Raw genomic sequence first — 19,076 nt, forward strand, 5'->3', positions numbered from 1 at the left:
CTTGGCGCTGCTAACTGAGGCTCGAGGCTCGACGCTGGAGCGGCTACGGCAGGTCGTGACGATGAACGACCGGGCCGGCGGAGAGCCGTCGCTCGTTGCATCATTCACAAACGAACTTTCACCTAGGGACTAGCTGCGTTCCTGACGGTCCAGAAGCAAACTCCTACGACAGAACCGCGACCTCAGCGCAGCGCTGTGAGAGACGAGGAGCATGGCGATCCGTCGCCGACCGGTCAGATCGACCAGGGCCCGCAGCAGCAGATCCTGCTCGATGGCGTCCAGCTGGCTGGTGATCTCGTCGCAGATCAGCAGCCGCAGGTTCGGGTGGAACAGGCGGGCCAGAGAGACACGCGCCAGCTCGCCGCCAGACAATTGCGCCGGCAGGCGATCCGCCCAGGCATCGCGGATGCCGAGGGCCCCCAGGACCTCCGGGTCCGGCGCCATGCCGTTGGCGAGGATCTTGCGCACGGGCCAGCGGGGGTCGACCGCGAGCTCGGGTGATTGGGGGGCGTATTGCACCCGGGCCGGGTGCCCCGGCATGGCCGGTGCCACCTTCGCTCCCTCCAGCAGGACCTCGCCATGATCGGGCACCAGCTGACCTGCAAGGATCCGGCCCAGAGTGGTCTTGCCGGTGCCCGACGGCCCGCCGAGCCCGATCACCTCGCCCTCGGCGATGTCGAGATCGACTCCGTTCAGGATCTGCCGGTCGCCATAGGCGAGGGAGAGGGCGCGGGCCGTCAGCATGGCGCGTCCGGTGCAAGCTGGGCCTGCCACAGAGCCCGGGAGAAGTCCTCGCGCAGGCCGGAGCCCGGGCCCGTGAACGCGCGCGCCGGTGCCGTTTCGACGTGCCGGCCCTGGCGCAGGATGACGACGCGCGACGCGATCCGCGCCAGCCCGATCAGGTCATGCGAGATCACGATGACGCCGCGACCGGAAGCGGCGAGGTCAGCCAGCAGGAACAGGATGCGGGCCGCTGCCACCTCGTCCAGCCCGACCGTCGGTTCGTCGGCGACGATCCAGTCCGCGCCCGTGGCGAGGGCCGTGGCCAGCAGCACGCGGCGCGCCATGCCGCCCGAGAGTTCATGCGGATAGAGCCGGGCCGTTGCCGCTGTCAGACCGACGCTTGCGAGGGCGCCCGGCACATCGGCGGATCGGCCTGCGAGGCGGGCGAACCGGTCGATCTGGCGACCGACCTGCGCCAGCGGGTCGAGCGCATCCAGGCGCTGCGGGGCCAGCGCGACAGATCGGGCAGGGGCGGGCGCCCCGTCCACGGTGATCCGGCCGGTTCGCGTGGCATCCGCCGGGAGCGCGCCGGCCAGTGCCTCGGCGACGAGGCTCTTGCCTGCGCCGGAGGTGCCGGTCAGCCCGACGACCTCGCCCCGCTCCAGCGCCAGCGAAATCCCCTCCAGCACGGGTCCGGTCGGGAAGGCCACCGACAGGTCTTCGACCTTCAGGGTCACGCCGTCTCCCCCGCCGGGCCCGACAGCTGGCGCAGCGCCTCGCCGAACCGTTCGAAGGCGAGGGCGATCAGCATCAGGCCAAGGCCGGGGGCGGCGGCGACCCACCAGTGACCTGCCATGATCTCCCTCAGGCTTTCCGACAGCATCACGCCGATAGAGGGCAGATGCGGTTCGATCCCGAGGCCGATGAAGCTGAGCCCGGCCTCGTGAAGGATCGCATGGGGGAAGATCACGATGAAGCCAGCGATGATCTGCGGCACGAGGTGCGGCGCCAGATGGTGCCGGGCCACCCAGAGCCGTGACCGCCCGAGCGCGCGCGAAATGGCCACGTAATCCGAGGCGGCGATCCCCTGCGCCTCGTGCCGCAGGATGCGCGACAGGCGCGGCCAGTGGGTCAGCGCCACGGCGACGACCACCCCTGTCGTGCCGCCCCCCATGGCGAAGGCGATCATGATGAGGAGCACGAAATGCGGCAGGCCGAGGGCGAGTTCAGTCAGCACTCCCACGACGTGATCCGCGGTGCGCCCGAAGGTCGCCGCCAGGCCGAGGACCACGGCGACGAGGGTCGAGGCCGCCGCTGCCAGCAGCCCGACTTCAACGCTTTGCGCGAGGGCGGCCAGTGTGCGGGCGGCGATGTCGCGGCCTAGCATGTCGGTCCCCATGGGATGCGCCGGGTCCGGCGGCAGCGCCCGGGCGGCCGGGTCGACCGACAGGGCGCCCTCGGGCAGCAGCGGCGCGGCGACGAGCACGGCACCCAGCAGCGCCAGCGCCACCACCCCGTGCCGCGTGGCGCGCCGTCGCGGATGCCGGCGGCGGGCGGGCAGCGGCAGGGTTGGGTCGACCGCGCCGCTCATGCCGGCCTCCTCAGGCGCGGGTCGGCCAGGCGCGCGGCGATGTCGGCCAGCAGGTTGCCGGCGAAGACGAAGAGCAGCGTTGCCAGCCCGATCCCCATCAGCAGCGGCGCGTCCGCCCCCGTCGCCGCGCGCACCGTCGCCTGCCCGAGACCGGGCCAGGCGAAGACGGTTTCGGCCAGCACCGAGCCGCCGAAGAGCTCGCCGGCGCTGGCAAGGTGCAGCGTCAGCGCCACGCCCGCCGCGTGGCGCAGGCCGGGGCCGAAGGCCAGCCGCAGGGGCGAGCCCCCGTGGGCGGAGAGGTGCCGCGCCGCGGGGCTGTGGAGGAAGGCGATCAGGCTCTGGCGGGTATGCAGCACGAGCGGGGCGATGCCCACGACCGAGAGTGTGGCGACGGGCAGCACCATGTGGCGCAAGCTGTCCGCGAGCGTGACCTCCGAGGCCAGCTGCCCGGGCGGTGTCGCGCAGCAGGCGGGCAGCCAGCCGAGGCCGACCGCGAAGAGCGCGACGAGCAGGATCGCTACCCAGAAGCCCGGGCTGGCAGCCAGCACGACGGCGACGGTGCGGATCACCCGGTCGGGCCAGCGCCCTCGCGTCGCCCCCGCCGTGAGCCCCAGCAGCGTGCCCAGCACGAAGGACAGCGCGAAGGCCAGCCCGACGAGCGCCATCGACGCCGGCAGCCGGGTGGCGATCACCTGCATCACCGGCGCGTTGAAGGTGATGGATTGCCCGAGGTCCCCCCGCGCCAGCTGAGCCAGCCAGCTGGCGAAGCGTTCGGGCGCCGGCCGGTCCAGCCCCCAGGCGGCGGCGATGGCGTCCCTCTGCTCCGGGCCGATCTGCGAGGTGCGGCCGCCGACATAGGCCTGCACCGGGTCGATGGGCGCGAGCGAGATCAGCGCGAAGAGCCCGACCGCCGCCAGCGGCAGCAGCCAGGCCAGCCGGATCATCCGTCCGGCCAGAAGGGCCGGAAGCCATGCCGTCATTCGCAGGTCCAGCGCCAGGATGGCAGGTCATGGGTGATCGGGAAGCCATGCCCGTGCGGATGAACCTGCAAGGGCCCGAGATCCAGGCACTCCGACACCCAGTAGGAATGGTCGAGGTTCACCATCCACGCCCAGGTCGCATCGCCCTTCGGGCCGAACCCCGTCTCGCCGTCCCATGCCGCGGCCTGCCAGTCGGCGAGGGAGGCCTCGAACCCCGGCGCGGCTTCGGCGGCGTCGAGATGCGCATCCACCACCGGGTTCGCGTAATGGCCGGTGTTGTAATAGTCGATGCCGGCGTAATCGCCATGATGCAGGTAGTAGATCTCCGAGGGGTCATGGGCGCCCCAGCCCAGCACGACGACCTGGGAGTGCATCAGGGCGCCGATCTCGTCCCAGCTGCTGCCGGTGGGTTGGGCGTCGATGCCGATCGCGCGCAGCTGCTGCGAGGCGCCGAGGGCCAGGGCCTGCCGCGTGCTGTCGCTGGCCGGGTAGAGCACCTGGAAGGCCGCGGTCAGGCCCGCCTTCTCGCGGATGCCGTCGCCGTCGCTGTCCGTCCAGCCGGCGGCTTCCAGCGTCGCGATTGCGGCGGCCGGGTCGTTGCCGGGGATCGCAGCTTCGGGGTTGTCCCAGGGCAGCCCGTCCGCCGGGCCCAAGGCGGGGCGACCGTGGCCGTTCAGCGCCAGCGCCACCAGCGCCTCGCGGTCGAGCGCCTCATTTATCGCCACCCGGATCGCCCGGTCCGCCGTCACGTCGTTGCCGATCGGCGTGCCCGCCTCGGTGGTCTCGCCCGCCCTCGGCAGCATCGGGAAGGCCAGCCCGCGGTTGTCCACCGTCTCGACATGCAGCACCTCCAGACCCGCCGGAGCCGCATCGGCCATCGAGGGCGGCACGGCCACCATGTCTGCCGCGCCGGTGCGGGCCAGCGCCTGCCCGGCCTCCTCCGAACCGAAGACGAAGCTGACCCGCTCGAAGGCGATCTCGCCGCCGTGCCAATAGGGGTTCGGCTCGACGACAAGCTGCTCGCCCTCGCGCCACTCGATCATCTGGAACGGGCCGGAGCCGACAGGCTGCCGCGCATAGCCCTCGCCATAGCTCGCCGCCGGCACGATGCCGAGCGTGGCGAGGCGTGAGACGAAGGTGATCCGCGGCTCGGTCAGCTCCAGCTCGACCGTCGTGGCATCCACGGCGCGGGCCTCCTTCAAGACGGTCAGGTCGGCGAGCCCGCCGGCTTTACTGGCCGCATTGTAGGTGAAGGCGACATCCTCAGCCGTCAGGGGCGTTCCGTCCGAGAACATGGCGTCGTCGCGCAGGGTCAGCCGCCAGACGAGCCCGTCTTCGGACAGGCTCCACTCGGTCGCGAGATCCCCGACCAGATTGAGGTCTGCGTCGTAGCGCAGCAGGGTCGACTGGAAGAGCGGGTTGCCATAATGGCCCCAGCCCATGATCGGGTCGAACCCGCCGTCGGGCTCTCCGCCAATCGCCAGCACCAGGGCGCGCGCCTCGGCATGCGCCGGCAGCAGCAAGGAGAGGGCGACGGCAGCGGTGGACAGCGGGCAGAGCATGCAGAACCTCGTCGTATGAATTCTCGAGTCGTATTTCATACTTTTCTCGTCGGGGGTGTAAAGCGCAGACGCGCGGTTGCGGTGCGACTGGCGAACGCGGATGCTTAGCAAAGCAGCAGGGAGAGGGTCATGCAGCGGATTACCATAGCCATTGAAGACGACCTGCTGGCTGAGCTCGACCGGCAGATGGAGCGATCCGGCGCAACCAACCGGTCGGAGGCGATCCGCGACCTTCTGCGCCGCGCCCTGACGCGGGACGCGCCGCAGGATGCGGATTGCATCGGCGTCGTCAGCTACGCCCTTGACCTCGCCACGCGTGATCTGGGGCGCCGCGTGCCCCACACCCGCCACTCCCGTCACGACCAGGCCGTCGCGGCCCTGTCGGTGCCGCTCGACCACACCAATGCCATGGAGGTGACCGTGATGCGCGGCCGGGTGGCAGATGTGGAGGACTACGCGCACGGTCTCTTCGCCGAACGCGGCATCCGGCACGGCCATCTGTCGCTGGTGCCTGTGGAAGATGTGCAGGAAGTCCACCAGCACGGCAGCGGCAAGCCGCACCGGCACAGCCATCTGACCATCAAGGATGGGTTCTGAACCCTCGGGCTTCGCTGTGGGAAGGCGAGCAGACGGGCGGTGGATCCGAAATCGCGGGTCTTTCGAGACCGTATCGAAATACGAGAAGAGCTATCTCGAATGAGAGAGAATGTTCCGCGAATAGGCGGGCCTCTGTCTTCCGTGTTCTTGGTGTGTTGAACGCAGTGGGCCCGGCCCTTCAGCAGATATACCCCATCCGGTGCAGCTCGCCGCCCGGGCCGCAATAGTCGCGGATCAAGGAACACAGGTCCTCGATCTTGCGGTCGCGTGAGCCGGCCCGGGTAACCATGCAAACCTCTGCGCCTTCTCCGCCAAGTTCGATCGGCAAGTAGGTGATGCCCGGATAGGCGTAGACCCCCGTGGATCGCGGCACGATGGCCAGGCCCGGGCCCGCCGCGGCCATGCAAAGCGCGGCCTGCGTGTCGTTGTATTCGGCGCCTGGGGCCGGGCGAACGCCGGCTCCGGCCAGAACCTTGTTGATGACCGGCCCGAAGCCGGTGCCGATCTTCGCCGCGAAGCGCATCAACGGCTGGTCGGCCAGGTCTTCGGGCGTCAGGCTGTCGCGCTCGGCCAGGGGGTGGTCATCGCTCATCGCGACGCACATGCTCTCGCGACAGATCACATCGCCCATCAGGTAGCTCGGCCAGCTCGCCGGGCGCATCAGGGCGATGTCGATCTCGTTTTCCATCAGCATGTTCACGAGCTCTGCTGTGGTTTCCGAGACCGGCGTCACCAGAACCGCGGGATGAAGCTCGCGGAACCGCCGCATCACCTTGGGCATCACCAGCGCCGACGCCACAGAGATCGTGCCCACGCGAATCTGCCCGGCCTCGTCGCTGGCGGTGGCGCGTGCGAAGCGCACCCCCTCGTCGAGATTGGACAGAACCTCCTGGGCATAGCTCTGAAATCGGTGCCCGGCCTCTGACAGCTGCACCTTGCGGGTTGTGCGGTGGAAGAGGGGCGTGCCGACCCGGCCTTCCAGCTGTTTGATCTGCTGCGAAAACGGCCCCTGTGCCATGTGCAGCCGCTCGGCGGCCCGGCCGAAATGCAGTTCCTGCGCCAGCACAACGAAGTAGCGCAGGTGCCTAATTTCGATGCCATTTGTCACGTAAGACCTATGAAACTTAGCTTCACTCATCTATATATTGTCTTAATATCCGGTGCTTGTATACCCCTATCGCTTGGCCACCGACGGCCGGCGATGTGGAGTAAGCCCTTGTCCTGGAACTTTATTCTCACGAAATTTCTGCGGATGGTCCTGACGCTGCTGGCGGTCGTGACGTTCACGTTCATCGCCCTGCGCCTCTCCTACGACCCGGCTCAGGCGATGCTCGGCCCCGACGCCACATTGCGCGAGATCGAGATCTTCCGGGCCAAATGGAATCTCGATCAATCGCTGCTGCAGCAATACGTCACCTATGTCGGCAATGCGCTGAGAGGTGACTTCGGCTACTCGTTCCGCGATGGCCGGCCGGCGCTGGATGTCATCTTCGAGCGCATCCCGAAAACGCTGGAGCTGGGGCTCGTCTCCTACGCGCTGGCGATTCTCATCGGCGTACCGGCGGGCATTCTCGCGGCGCTGAAGCGCGGCTCGCTGTTTGACCGCCTCATCATGGTCTTCTCGGTCGTGGGCTTCGCGTTGCCGAACTTCTTCTTCGGCATCCTGCTGATCCTGATCCTCTCGATGACGCTGCAGGTGCTGCCAAGCGCCGGGGCATCAAGCTGGCAGCATTTCATCATGCCGGCCGCCACGCTCTCGCTCACGCTCGCCGGCATTCTGGCGCGGTTTACCCGCTCGGCCATGCTCGAGACTCTCTCGAAGCTTTACATGCGCGCCGCCGAGGCGAAGGGCGTGAGCAAGATGCGCCGCACCATGGCCCATGCGCTGCCCAATGCGGCCATTCCGGTGGTCACCATCCTAGGCCTGATGCTGGGCCAGCTCGTGGCCGGCACCGTGGTGGTGGAGACGGTCTTCGCCTGGCCCGGGGTCGGGCGGCTGCTGATCAACGCGGTCTCCTCCAAGGATCTCGCTGTTGTGCAGGCGCTGGTGGTGTTCATCGCCTTCGCCATGGTCCTCGCCAATTTCGCGGTCGACATGTCCTACCGACTGCTCGACCCCCGCAGCCGGAGCAAATCGTGAAGCGGTTTCTGAACAACCCCGTCATCGTCCTTGCCGGGCTGATCCTCGCCATCTTCGCGCTTCTGGTGATCTTCGGGCCGCTCATCTCGCAGGACCCGTCGAAGCAGAACCTGCTGTCGCGCCTGCAAGGCCCGGTGTGGACCGATGGCGGCAGCTGGGATCACTGGCTGGGTACGGATCGGCTGGGCCGTGACATGGGGGCGCGCCTGATCGTGGCGATGCGCATGTCGATCGGCGTCGCTCTCATCGGCACCTTCATCGGCGCCGTCGCGGGCACCATCATCGGCTTCATCGCCGGCCATTTCGAGGGCCTGGTCGACGATATCCTGATGTCGATCGTCGATATCCAGCTGTCGCTGCCCTTCATCATGATCGCGCTGACGCTGCTGGCCTTCTTCGGCAATTCGCTGGCGCTCTTCATCGTGCTCATGGGGCTGTTCGGGTGGGAAACCTACGCCCGCCTTGCCCGCGGCCTGGTGATGTCGACCAAGCGGCAAACCTATGCCCGCGCCGTGGTCGCGCTCGGGGCGTCGCCCGTGCGGCTCTATCTGCGCCATGTCCTGCCCAATATCGTCAGCGCCCTGATCGTGCAGGTCACGCTCACGGTGCCCGGCATCATCCTGCTGGAAAGCTCGCTGAGCTTCCTCGGCATGGGCATCCAGTCGCCCAATACGAGCCTCGGTCAGATCCTTGGCGAAGGGCGCGAATACCTCACGACAGCCTGGTGGATCGCCGTCTTCCCGGGCGTGATCATCTTCCTGATGACGCTGTCGATTTCCATCATCGGCGACGGTCTGCGCGACCGGTTCGACCCGACCCTCAAGTCCCGCAATGCCTGACAGTTCCTCCTCCTCCCGCTCAGGCGCAACCGAACAGGAGACCTTGACTATGGTAACACGCAGAGACGTCCACAAGATGATCATCGGGGCCGGCACGATGAGCCTGGCAGGTGTCGGCGGCGCGGCCCGCGCGCAGGAGACCGGCACACTCCGGGTTGCCGTCGATGCGCTCTGGCCGAACATGAGCCCGATCAACGGCATCTCGACCTCCTCGGGCCGGATCTACGCAAATTTCTACGAGCGGTTCTGCGAGCTCGACTACATCGCCGACCCCAGCGGCGCGACCGTCACCCCGGTTCTGGCGGAATCCTACGAGCGCAACGGCAAGGTCTGGACCTTCAAGATGCGCGAGGGGGTGATGTTCCACAATGGCGTCGAGATGACGGCCGAGGATGCCGCCTTCACGCTGTCGGATGAGCGCCTGCGCGCCGATGATGCCTACGAGCCCCGCGGCGCGATCTACTCCGAAGGTTTCGTGCGCGTCGAGGCCATCGACCGCTACACCCTGGAGGTCGAAACCGCGACGGAAGACCCGAACGTGCCGGCCAAGCTGACGGGGCCCGTCGGCATGATCGTTCCGAAGGATTACTACCTCGAAGTCGGCGTCGACGAGTTCGGCCTGAACCCCATCGGCACCGGCCCCTACAAGGTCACCACCTTCCGCTCCAGCGAGATCCTGGTGATGGAGCGCTTCGACGATTACTGGGGCGAGCCGGCCCCGTACGAGACCGTCGAATGGCGCATCGTGCCGGAATACGCGGGCCGCATGGCCGGCGTGGTGTCGGGCGAATACGACATGATGGTCGGCATTCCCCCCGACCAGCTCGATCAGATCGCCTCCTACGACAATGTCGAGGTGCAGAACGTGCCGGTCGCCGGCTACACGGCCTTCGGCTTCAACACCCGCAACGATCCCGAGGGCAACCCGCTGGTCGATGAGCGGCTGCGCTACGCCATGGTCCAGGCCATCGACATGAACGCCATCGTCGAGGCGCTCTTCGGTGACCTCACCTTCCACCCCGATGTGCCGTTCAACTTCCCCGAATACGGGCCGTACTACGACCCCGATGCGGAAGTCCGGCTGCCCTACGACCCCGAGCGGGCCCGCCAGCTTGTGGAAGAGACCGATTACGACGGTCAGCCGCTGCTCTGGCACATCACCCGCGGCTACTACCCCAACTACGAGCTCGCCGCCGAGGTGATGGTGGAGATGTGGCGCGAGGTCGGCATCAACGTCGAGATGCAGGTGCTGGACAACTTCTCGCTCGTCTACGAGCGGCCCTACCACCTGATCAACTTCTCCAACGGCTCGGGCTTCATCCCCGGCGACCCCTACCAGCCGCTCTGGCTTGACTGGAACCCGCGCTCGACGCGCGCCAGCGCCGACTGGAAGGTCTGGGACCCGACGGATGAGTACATCCGCCTTGGCGAAGAGTTCGTGAACGCCGTCGATTTCGAAGAGCGCAACGCCGCCTACAAGGCCCTCTCGGCCGAGTGGCAGCGCGTCACGCCCGGCTACTACCTGTGGAAGCTCTTCGCGACCTACGCAGTGCGGTCCGATCTCGATTGGACGGCGACCAGCGGCGAGATGCGCCTCTACGCCCCCTACCTGACCGCAAACTGAGGAGGGCGCAGCCCGTGCCGGAGACAAAGCACCTCTTGTCACAGATGACGTTCGACGAGTTTGCCACTCGGGCCAAGAGCAACCCCGTGATGCTCCTGCCCTTCGGCAGCCACGAAGAGCAGGGCCCGCATGCGCCGATGGGCGATTACATGCTGGCGGACGCCATCGCCGGCATGGCGGCGCAACGGTCGGGGGCGATTGCCGCCCCCACCGTACCCTTCGGCTATGCAGATTTCTTCCGCGCCTTCGCGGGGGGAATCCAGCTGCGCTCGACCACCTTCAAGGCGGTGGTCGAGGATGTGGCGGCCAACTTTCTCGATCATGGGCTGACCCGGCTGGTGATCGTGAACGGCCACACGACCAACGCCTTCCTGATCGACGAGGTCATGCGCAAGCTGCGCCGCGAACGCGGTGTCATCATGGCCTCGATCAACATCTGGCAATGCCTGAGCACTGAGGACTGGGCCGAGATCCACGGGGACAACGTCGCCGCAGCGCGCGGCCATGGCGGCGACCCGGTCACCTCCGCCTATATGCACCTTTTCCCCGACCTGCTGCGCCCCGACCTGATGCGCAAGGGGCCGGACAATACGGCCTTCGGGCATCCGATGCGCGGCCCGGCCGGCATCGCATTCGAGGGCAGCATGGTGAACATGCCGTTCACCGCGAAGGAGTTCAACGAAGACGGCATGATGGGCGGCGCCGCCACCCATTCCAGCGCCGAGGCGGGCGCGATGATCGTCGAGAAGATCACCGCCAAGATCGCGGCTTTCGCGGAGTTCTTCGCCACCTGCGACCCCACCTCGATGGATGCGCCCGCCCAGGCGGAGGCCGCGCATGTCTGAGGCGCTGCTGACCTATGACAACCTCAGCGTGCGATTGCCCCCCGCGATGGACAGGGAGTTCGCGATCAACGGGTTGTCGCTCAGCCTCAACCCCAACGAGATCCTCTGTGTCGTGGGCGAAAGCGGCTCGGGCAAGTCTCTGACCGCGCTCTCCACGATGGGGCTGCTCGACCGGCAGACGCTCACGCCCTCGGGGCGGATCGACTTCATGGGTCGCAACCTTCTGGAGATCGACGAGCAGGAGCGCCGCAAGCTGGTTGGCGCCAAGCTGTCGATGATCTTTCAAGAGCCGATGGCCTCGCTCAACCCGTTCTACCGGGTGGGCGACCAGGTCTCGGAGACCTTCTCGGTTCACACCGACATGCCCAATTCCGAGATCCGCAAACGCGTGCTCGCGCTCTTCGACGAGGTGCTGCTCCCCAACCCCGAGCGGATCTTCCGCGCCTATCCGCATGAACTCTCGGGCGGGCAATGCCAGCGCGTGATGATCGCCTCGGCGCTGGCTCTGGAACCGGCGGTTCTGATCGCCGACGAGCCGACCACCGCGCTCGATGTGACCACCCAGGCGCAGATCCTGAAGCTCATGCTGGCTCTGCGGGAGAACCACCGCACCGGCATCATGTTCATCACCCATGACTTCGGCGTCGTCGCCGAAATCGCCGACAGGGTCGCGGTGATGCAGCATGGCAACCTGGTCGAGATCGGCACCGCCGATGATGTGCTGAAGAACCCGCAGCACCCCTACACGCAAAAGCTGCTCGCCGCCGTGCCCACGCTGGAGCCGCGCGCCGCGCGCACCGATCTGGGCGAGGAAATCCTCAACGCCTCGGGGATGCGCAAGACATTCACCATCAAGCCCGGCCGCGGGCCGCGGACAGAGCTGAAGGCGGTGGACGATGTGTCGATCACGCTCCGCCGGGGCGAAACACTCGGCCTCGTCGGCGAGAGCGGCTCGGGCAAGTCGACCCTCTCGCAGAGCATCATCCGCATGGTCGAACCCGATGCCGGGTCGATCATCATCGATGGTATCCCGCTGCACACGTTGAAGACCCGCGCTCTGCGCCAGGCGCGGCGCAGCGTGCAGATCATCTACCAGGACCCCAACACCGCCCTCGACCCGCGCCAGCGGGTTGGCGAGGCGATTGCCGAAGGTCCGGTCATCCACGGCGTGCCAAAGGCCGAGGCCCGCGCCCGCGCCGAAGAGCTGCTGAAGGCCGTGGGGCTGGATGCCTCGGCCGCGCAGCGCTTTCCCCACCAGTTCTCGGGCGGCCAACGACAGCGCATCTGCATCGCGCGCGCGCTGGCGCTGGAACCGGCCCTGCTCATCGCCGACGAGAGCGTCTCTGCACTCGATGTCTCGGTGCAGCGCCAGATCCTCGATCTGCTGCACGACATTCAGGGGCGGCTCGGCTTCGGCCTTCTCTTCGTCACGCACGATCTGCGTGTCGCCTCCCGCATCTGCGACCGGATCGCCGTGATGCGGAAGGGGCGGCTCGTCGAGATGGGCGAGCCCATCGACCTCTTCAAGCAGCCAAAGGACGATTACACCCGCGAACTTCTCTCCGCCGTTCCAGGACAGGCGTGAACCGGTTCGCGACCAAGTGAAGGCAAGCCAGGGCCCCGCCAAAGGGCCGGTTTGAACAAGGAAAAGACGCTCAAATGTACCCCAAATACATGATCGGGGCTTCGGCACCGCAGGCTCCTGCTGTGCTCTTGAAACGGCTTGAAGAGGTCGAGCTGGCCACCATCGGCCACTTCGTCGACCGCGGTTTCATGGATGCCTCGATCAGGCCGCTCACGCCGACGCCGGGCACGATCACCGGCACCGCGGTGACCGTCGCGATCCCCGGCATGGACAGCACCATGCTGCAATACGCGATCTCCAAGCTGCGCGAGGGCGACATTCTGGTCGTCGACCGTCTGGGCGACACGCGCCATGCCTGCATCGGGGGCGGCGTCGCTGCCGGTATCGCCCGCAAGGGCGGCAAGGCCGCCATCATCGGCGGGCCCTGCACCGACCCCGGCGAGATCAGGGAACTGGGGCTGCCCGTTTATTCCACCGGCCTCTCCAGCGTCACCACCCGCGTCCGCGACGGCGGCGGGGCGTTCAACAAACCGGTGTCGGTGGGCGGCGTGCCGGTTTTGCCGGGCGACATCGTGATGCTCGACGAGACGGGCGTCATCGTTCTGCCGCCCGACGAGGCCGAGGCGATCTGCGACGCGGCCGTCGAGCGGCAGAGGCGCACCGAAGAGATGATGCGCCGCCTGGAGGCTGGCGATCTCGCCGTCGGCCCCTCGCCGGCCATTCGATTTGTGGAAGAAGCCCTGAAAGGTCAGAACAATGGATAGGTCTGTCGTCGAGAAGGCGCGCCACGAGTATTGGGACCGCCGCAAGCGCCCCGCCGTGAGCGACAGGGGCGTCGTCACCAGCCAGCATTTCGCCGCCACCCAGGCCGGCATCGCTGTGCTCGAAGAGGGCGGCAACGCGGTGGATGCCGCTGTCACCACCGCGCTCACGCTGCAAACCGCCGAGCCCTGGATGTCGGGCCTCGGGGCCTGCGGCTACATGATGGTGGTCGAGCCCACGGGCGAGGTGGAATGCATCGAGTTCACCGGCCGGCTACCCGCCAAGCTCGACATGGACCTCTATGCCGAGAAGGGCGACGGCAGCACCTTCTTCAACGGCAACGCCATCTCGAAGAACAACGCCAATATCAGCGGCTTCCTCTCGGTCGCCATCCCCGGCTGCGTTCGCGGGTTCTCGGCAGCGCTGCAGCGGCACGGCACGATCCCCTTCTCGCGCGCCCTGAAGCCCGCGCTGGAGCGCGCCCGCGAGGGGATGGAGGTCGACTGGCACACCGCGCTCACCATTGCGTTCGGGCAGGGCGAGATGCGTCGCGACGAGGGCATGCGGGAGATTTTCCAGCCGAACGGCAAGATCCCCTGGCCCGGCATGCGTCTTGCCATGCCGCAGCTCGCGAAGACGCTGGAGCGCCTGAGCGAAGAGGGGCCGGAGGATTTCTACACCGGCCAGATCGCCCGCGATCTCGTCGCCGACCTGCAGGCCAACGGCAATGGCATCACGCTGGAGGACATGGCCGATTACCAGCCGCTGATCTATCCGGCGGTGCCGTTCGACTTCGCTGGCCACGTCGTGCACACGCCCGGCCATACCAGCGGCGGGCATCGCCTGCGCGCGGCGCTGGGCATGTTCGAAGAGCGTCACGGTGCCGGCCCCGATGGCCCGGCCTTCTTCGCCGAGATGGCGCGCGCGCTGCGCGAGGCCTATGCCAGCGACAAGCCGCTCGCGCCGCCGGCCGAGAGCGACAGCAAGGGCTCGACCACGCAGATCAACACCGTCGACGCCTCGGGCCGGATGGTCGCGATCACCTTCACCCTGTTCAACCGCTTCGGCGCCTATGCGCTGTCGCCGCGTACCGGCGTGCTCTTCAACAACGGCATGGCCTGGTACGACCCGCGGCCGGGCCTCGCCGCCAGCATGACGCCCAAGGCCTATGCGCATTCCAACATGTGCCCCGTAGCGATCACCCGGCCGGGCCAGAGCCACGCCGTCATGGGGGCCTCGGGGGGTAACATGATCGTGCCCGCGCTGGCGCAGATCACCGCGCTGCACCTCTGCGCCGGGCTCGGCGTGGAAGCCGCCCTCAACCGCCCGCGCATGGATGCCGGCGCCGGCCCCGGCATCATCGCCAATGTCGACATGTCCGACGAGGAGATCGCCGCGCTCGAAGAGATCGCCCCCGTGCGCCCGGCTCAGGCCGAGGTCATGCACCGGCCCTTCGCCTCGCCGGCGATGATCGGCCGGCAGGATGGTACCTTCATCGGCATGCCCGACATCTCATACCCCGCCGCGCATGCGGCCGCCCTGGGGAGGGCCGTCTGATGTATCCGCAAGAGCTTCTCGCCCCCATCGACGGCGTTCTCAGCGTCGACGCGCCGCGCAGCGCCGAAAACGGCCTCGTCTTCGACAGCCCGCACAGCGGTCTTGAGCTGCCGGCGGATTTCCACCCCTCCGTTTCGCCCGAAATGGTGCGTCTCGCCTCCGACACCTATGTCGACGAGCTGTTCCTCAGCGCTCCCGACATGGGCGCCCCGCTTCTGCGCGCTCTGTTCCCGCGCTCGTTTCTCGATGTGAACCGCTCCGAGCAGGACGTCGATCTTGAGATGGTCGAGGGCGACTGGCCGCATCCCGTGCGGGAGAACGCCGCCACCAAGCGCGGCATGGGGCTGACCTGGCGCTATGCCTGGGGCGACACGCTGATGCATGACACCAAGCTCAGCGTCGCCGAGATGGAGGCCCGGATCGATACCTACTGGCGGCCCTATCACAACCGCCTCAAGGCGCTGCTCGACCGGGCCCATGCGACCTTCGGCTTCGTCTACCACATCGACTGCCACTCGATGCCGGCGGTGGGCCATGCGCTCTCGCCCGACCCGGCGGGCACCGTGCGCCCCGATTTCGTCATCGGCGATTACGACGGGCAAAGCTGCGAGCCGGGGCTGACCGAGGTGATCTGCACCACGATCGAGGCCATGGGTTATTCGGTCTCGCGCAACGACCCCTTCAAGGGGGCCGAGCTCGTCAAGCGCTACAGTGACCCCTCGCAGGGCCGCCATTCGGTGCAGATCGAGATCAACCGCCGCCTCTACATGGACGAGACGAGCCGCGCCAAAACCGCCTGTTTCACCGAGGTGCAGGACGCCATGACGCGCGTCGGCACCGCACTGCGCGACTATGTCGCCGCCGCTGCGCAAGACCGCAGCCAGCCCAGCACCTGACACATCCGAGGATCCGACCCATGCCTTTCGACTTTGACGAGATCATTGACCGTCGCGGCACCCATTCCGCCAAATGGGACATGCTCAGCACCTATTGCGGGGTGAAGGGCGACGACGGCATCGCCATGTGGGTGGCCGACATGGATTTCCGCGCGCCGCCCTCGGTGACGGAGGTTCTGTCCGCCGAGGTCACGCGCGGTGTGCACGGCTACTACGCCGGCGACGAGGGCTGGCGCAGCGCCATCACCGCCTGGATGGCCAGCCGCCATAGCTGGGAGATCCAGCCCGACTGGCTCACGCCCACTGCCGGCGTCATCAGCGCCATCGGCCTGATCCTGCAGGAGTTCTCCGACCCCGGCGACAGCGTGGTCATGTTCTCGCCGATTTATCCGGGCTTCACCGGCATCACCAACATGACCGGCCGCGTGCCCTTCTACGCGCCGATGAAGCTGGTGCAGGGCCGCTACGAGATGGATCTTGAGGCGCTTGAGAGCAGCCTTCCTGACAATGCCAAGGTGGTCCTGCTCTGCTCGCCGCACAATCCCACCGGCCGCGTCTGGAGCCCTGACGAGCTGCGCGCGCTGGGCGCGTTCTGCGAGGCGCATGACCTGCTGCTGGTCTCCGACGAGATCCACCACGATCTGGTCTTCGAGGGCGCCAAGCATGTGCCCACGGCCATCGCCATGCCCGAGATCAGCCATCGCCTGATCACCTGCGCTTCGGCCACGAAAACGTTCAACCTCGCCGGCGCCCATATCGCCGAGACGATCATCGCCGACGAGAGCCTGCGCCAGCGGTTCGATGCCCGCGCAGCGGCCTCGGGGCTGCAGCACCATGCGCTCTTTGGCATGATCGCCACCGAGGCGGCCTATGCCGGCGGCGCCGAATGGCTCGATGCGCTGCTCGTCTATCTGGCGGGTAACCGCGACCATTTCGACAAGCGCTTCGCCGAAGAGATCCCGCTGGCGCGCTCGCTGCCGCTGCAATCCACCTACCTCTCGTGGGTGGATTTCTCGCAGCTGGGCCTCACACCCGACGAGCTTCTCAGCCGCTGCCGTGACGATGCGCGCGTGGGCGTGAACCCCGGCACCGCCTTCGGGCCGGGCGGCGAGCAATTCATCCGGTTCAACTTCGCCACGCCGCGCGCCCAGCTCGACATTGCGATCGACCGTCTTGCCGCAGCCTTCGCGGGCTGATGCGGCCAGGGGCGCCTTTGGGCGGCCCCAACCATCACGACCGACGACCACTGAAGTACCATGGAGGAAAAAACCAATGAGCAAATCGCTTTATACCGCTGAAGTTTCCGGCACGCCGAGCGCCGTGAAAAGCCCCGACGGGCAACTCGAAACGCCCCTCGGCCTGCCGGTCGAAATGGGCGGCGACGGTGTCTCGGGCACCAACCCCGAGCAACTCTTCGCGGCCGCCTACATCGCCTGCTTCTCGGGCACGTCGATGATGGTCGCGAAGGAAAAGGGGCTGACCCTGAGCGGCGAGCCCGAGCTGTCCTGCACCTGCGCGCTGGTGAAGGATGACAAGGGCCCGGGCTACATCTTCGACGTCGCGCTGAAGGTGAACCTTCCGGGCCTGACCGAGGCGGAAGCCGACGACGTGGTCGCCACGGCCGATGTCATGTGCCCGATCTCGAACACCCTGCGCGGCTCGTCGCAGGTGTCGGTCTCGCGGGCCTGAGGCAGGGCTCTCACCCCATCGCGTTCGGCTGGCCCGAGCGCGATGGGGACTTTCGCGATGTCGTCAGAACAGGCCCTGATCTCGCGCGATCATGGCGGCCTGCGTGCGGTTGCTGGCGCCGATCTTGCGATAGAGCGTCTTCATATGCAGCTTCACGGTGGGCTCGCGGATGTCGAGATCGCGGGCGATCTCCTTGTTCGACTTGCCCTCCGTCAGCCCCTGCAGCACCTCGATCTCGCGCTGCGAGAGTTTCTCGGCGAGCGGGTTGGCGACCGTCTCTTCCGTGGCGCGCAGGAAGTCGAGCGGCGCGTATTGCTCGCCCATTGCCATGAAGCGGATCGCGTTAACCAGCGACTTGGCCGAGAGCGTCTTCGGCAGAAACCCAGCGGCGCCGGCGGCCAGCGTCTGCTCGGCCACCTCGCGGTCGGCGGTGCCGGAGATGATGGCGACGTGGTGCTCGCCCGGCATCTCCATGATGCGGGAGAGGCCCGAAAGGCCGTTCATGCCCGGCATGGCGTAGTCGAGGAGCACGAGGTCGAACGACTGCTCGGCGACCAGGTTCTCGGCTTCGGGAAAGTTGGCGGCCGTCTCCGTTTCCAGATCGGCCTCGTTCGCGAGGAACATCACCAGCGTGTCGCGCAGAAGGTCATGATCGTCGGCAATCAAGATGCGCATGGCTCTCGTCTCCCTCGTCGCAAAGTGCCGCTAGCGCCGGTCACTCGTCCCGGGCCGGTCTGGCCGCCCAGGCCGGGGGCGGCGCGCGGCCCGGCCTCAATCTACCTACGATAGTGTCAATAGCAGGGCATGCGGGGCAAGCCATCTACCCGCTCGGATGCGTGACACCGCCCGATGGGGTAGGGCGCCACCCGGCCGACGAAGGTGGGCTGTCCGGGCGGGACCAGACCCTCGCCTGCCGCCACGTTGCGGCGGGGGCTTCCATGCGGCACGCCCTTGGCAACGATTTTGAAAGGTTTGCCTCTCAATGCTGCGCGCCATGCCACTTCCGGCATCGCGGCGAAGGCGGTGACCGGCGGGCATGGCACCATAAAGGCGCCTTGAGGGGCCCACCTATCCAAAAGGGTAGGTGACCTCTTCTGATGCCCACCTGCACGGAGTGCCCGTCTCGTGAGATACGGCGTCCAGCCAGATTGGAGAGACGCCAATGCACATCCTGCGCCGCCTCACTGCTGCCGCCCTCTGCGCCTTCGCCGCCCTGCCGCTTGCCGCGCAGGAGCTGAGCATGCCGGAGGGAGACATCCTTCTCACCATCGACGGCGCAATCACCGAAACCAACGGTGATGGACGTGCCATCTTCGACCGCGCGATGCTGGAAGAGCTGGGCCCCGTGACCTTCGAGACCACGACCACATGGACAGACGGCGTGCAGACCTTCACGGGCATCGAGCTGGCGACCTTGCTGGAGGCTGTGGGCGCCACCGGCGACAGCCTCACCGCCACTGCGGTCAACGATTATGCCATCGACATCCCCCGCGAAGATTGGGTTGAGGGCGGCCCGATCGTGGCCTACCTGCGCAATGGCGAAGAGATGCCCCTGCGCGAAAAAGGGCCGCTCTGGGTCGTTTATCCCTACGATACCAATGACGCGTATCGGACCGAGGTCATCTACTCGCGGAGTATCTGGCAATTGGACCGGATCACCGTTGCGGAGTAGCGTTTGCGGATGGA

General features: G+C 67.2%; 19 protein-coding genes. 12 read left to right on the forward strand and 7 right to left on the reverse strand.

Going from position 1 to position 19,076, the window contains the following annotated elements; genetic code table 11:
* Positions 1-129: 129 nt before the first annotated feature.
* The 5 genes from ACXN5S_RS11915 to ACXN5S_RS11935 are packed head-to-tail and all read right to left on the reverse strand — an operon-like array spanning position 130 to position 4,856.
* The gene (locus ACXN5S_RS11915; protein WP_458605652.1) at positions 130-744 is read right to left on the reverse strand and encodes an ATP-binding cassette domain-containing protein; all 615 of its coding nucleotides are present in this window, start codon (positions 742-744) and stop codon (positions 130-132) included.
* A complete protein-coding gene (locus tag ACXN5S_RS11920) occupies positions 738-1,460 on the reverse strand; it encodes an ATP-binding cassette domain-containing protein (protein WP_458605653.1) in 723 nt (240 codons plus the stop codon). Before ACXN5S_RS11920 ends, ACXN5S_RS11915 begins: the two co-directional genes overlap by 7 nt.
* Positions 1,457-2,314 carry an ABC transporter permease gene (locus tag ACXN5S_RS11925; protein ID WP_458605654.1) on the reverse strand — a complete coding sequence of 286 codons (858 nt, stop codon included), beginning with the start codon at positions 2,312-2,314 and terminating at the stop codon, positions 1,457-1,459. The genes ACXN5S_RS11920 and ACXN5S_RS11925 overlap by 4 nt, the downstream gene beginning before the upstream one ends.
* The gene (locus ACXN5S_RS11930) at positions 2,311-3,294 is read right to left on the reverse strand and encodes an ABC transporter permease (protein WP_458605655.1); all 984 of its coding nucleotides are present in this window, start codon (positions 3,292-3,294) and stop codon (positions 2,311-2,313) included. Before ACXN5S_RS11930 ends, ACXN5S_RS11925 begins: the two co-directional genes overlap by 4 nt.
* Complete coding sequence (locus ACXN5S_RS11935) at positions 3,291-4,856, reverse strand: ABC transporter substrate-binding protein (protein WP_458605656.1); 1,566 nt, start codon at positions 4,854-4,856, stop codon at positions 3,291-3,293. Before ACXN5S_RS11935 ends, ACXN5S_RS11930 begins: the two co-directional genes overlap by 4 nt.
* Positions 4,857-4,985: 129 nt before the next feature.
* Here ACXN5S_RS11935 and nikR point away from each other — a divergent pair, with 129 nt between their 5' ends.
* On the forward strand, positions 4,986-5,453 hold the full coding sequence (gene nikR, locus ACXN5S_RS11940; RefSeq protein ID WP_458605657.1) for a nickel-responsive transcriptional regulator NikR: 468 nt from the start codon (positions 4,986-4,988) through the stop codon (positions 5,451-5,453).
* Between the two features lie 178 nt (positions 5,454-5,631).
* Here nikR and ACXN5S_RS11945 read toward each other — a convergent pair whose 3' ends face one another.
* Complete coding sequence (locus ACXN5S_RS11945; protein WP_458605658.1) at positions 5,632-6,561, reverse strand: LysR family transcriptional regulator; 930 nt, start codon at positions 6,559-6,561, stop codon at positions 5,632-5,634.
* Positions 6,562-6,654: 93 nt separating this feature from the next.
* On the opposite strand from ACXN5S_RS11945, the gene ACXN5S_RS11950 reads away from it, so the two are divergent.
* From ACXN5S_RS11950 to ACXN5S_RS11995, 10 genes are all read left to right on the forward strand, one after another.
* The gene (locus ACXN5S_RS11950; RefSeq protein WP_458605659.1) at positions 6,655-7,593 is read left to right on the forward strand and encodes an ABC transporter permease; all 939 of its coding nucleotides are present in this window, start codon (positions 6,655-6,657) and stop codon (positions 7,591-7,593) included.
* Complete coding sequence (locus ACXN5S_RS11955; protein ID WP_458605660.1) at positions 7,590-8,432, forward strand: ABC transporter permease; 843 nt, start codon at positions 7,590-7,592, stop codon at positions 8,430-8,432. Before ACXN5S_RS11950 ends, ACXN5S_RS11955 begins: the two co-directional genes overlap by 4 nt.
* 49 nt (positions 8,433-8,481) lie before the next feature.
* Positions 8,482-10,056 (forward strand): ABC transporter substrate-binding protein, encoded by a 1,575-nt coding sequence (locus ACXN5S_RS11960; RefSeq protein WP_458605661.1) that lies wholly within the window; start codon positions 8,482-8,484, stop codon positions 10,054-10,056.
* 44 nt (positions 10,057-10,100) lie between these two features.
* On the forward strand, positions 10,101-10,901 hold the full coding sequence (locus tag ACXN5S_RS11965; RefSeq protein WP_458605662.1) for a creatininase family protein: 801 nt from the start codon (positions 10,101-10,103) through the stop codon (positions 10,899-10,901).
* Complete coding sequence (locus tag ACXN5S_RS11970; RefSeq protein ID WP_458605663.1) at positions 10,894-12,486, forward strand: ABC transporter ATP-binding protein; 1,593 nt, start codon at positions 10,894-10,896, stop codon at positions 12,484-12,486. The genes ACXN5S_RS11965 and ACXN5S_RS11970 overlap by 8 nt, the downstream gene beginning before the upstream one ends.
* A gap of 122 nt (positions 12,487-12,608) precedes the next feature.
* The gene (locus ACXN5S_RS11975) at positions 12,609-13,250 is read left to right on the forward strand and encodes an RraA family protein (RefSeq protein ID WP_458606046.1); all 642 of its coding nucleotides are present in this window, start codon (positions 12,609-12,611) and stop codon (positions 13,248-13,250) included.
* The gene (locus ACXN5S_RS11980; RefSeq protein WP_458605664.1) at positions 13,243-14,805 is read left to right on the forward strand and encodes a gamma-glutamyltransferase; all 1,563 of its coding nucleotides are present in this window, start codon (positions 13,243-13,245) and stop codon (positions 14,803-14,805) included. The genes ACXN5S_RS11975 and ACXN5S_RS11980 overlap by 8 nt, the downstream gene beginning before the upstream one ends.
* Positions 14,805-15,701, forward strand: a complete 897-nt coding sequence (locus tag ACXN5S_RS11985) for an N-formylglutamate amidohydrolase (RefSeq protein ID WP_458605665.1) — start codon at positions 14,805-14,807, stop codon at positions 15,699-15,701. Before ACXN5S_RS11980 ends, ACXN5S_RS11985 begins: the two co-directional genes overlap by 1 nt.
* A 20-nt stretch (positions 15,702-15,721) precedes the next feature.
* Positions 15,722-16,897, forward strand: a complete 1,176-nt coding sequence (locus ACXN5S_RS11990) for a MalY/PatB family protein (protein WP_458605666.1) — start codon at positions 15,722-15,724, stop codon at positions 16,895-16,897.
* A gap of 76 nt (positions 16,898-16,973) precedes the next feature.
* On the forward strand, positions 16,974-17,390 hold the full coding sequence (locus ACXN5S_RS11995) for an Ohr family peroxiredoxin (protein WP_458605667.1): 417 nt from the start codon (positions 16,974-16,976) through the stop codon (positions 17,388-17,390).
* Between the two features lie 63 nt (positions 17,391-17,453).
* Here ACXN5S_RS11995 and ACXN5S_RS12000 read toward each other — a convergent pair whose 3' ends face one another.
* Positions 17,454-18,065, reverse strand: coding sequence for a response regulator (locus ACXN5S_RS12000; protein WP_458605668.1), 612 nt, complete (start codon positions 18,063-18,065; stop codon positions 17,454-17,456).
* Positions 18,066-18,552: 487 nt separating this feature from the next.
* Here ACXN5S_RS12000 and ACXN5S_RS12005 point away from each other — a divergent pair, with 487 nt between their 5' ends.
* Positions 18,553-19,062 (forward strand): putative pterin-binding protein, encoded by a 510-nt coding sequence (locus ACXN5S_RS12005; RefSeq protein ID WP_458605669.1) that lies wholly within the window; start codon positions 18,553-18,555, stop codon positions 19,060-19,062.
* Positions 19,063-19,076 lie beyond the last annotated feature (14 nt).

It is taken from the genome of Pseudoroseicyclus sp. H15 (assembly GCF_054353345.1).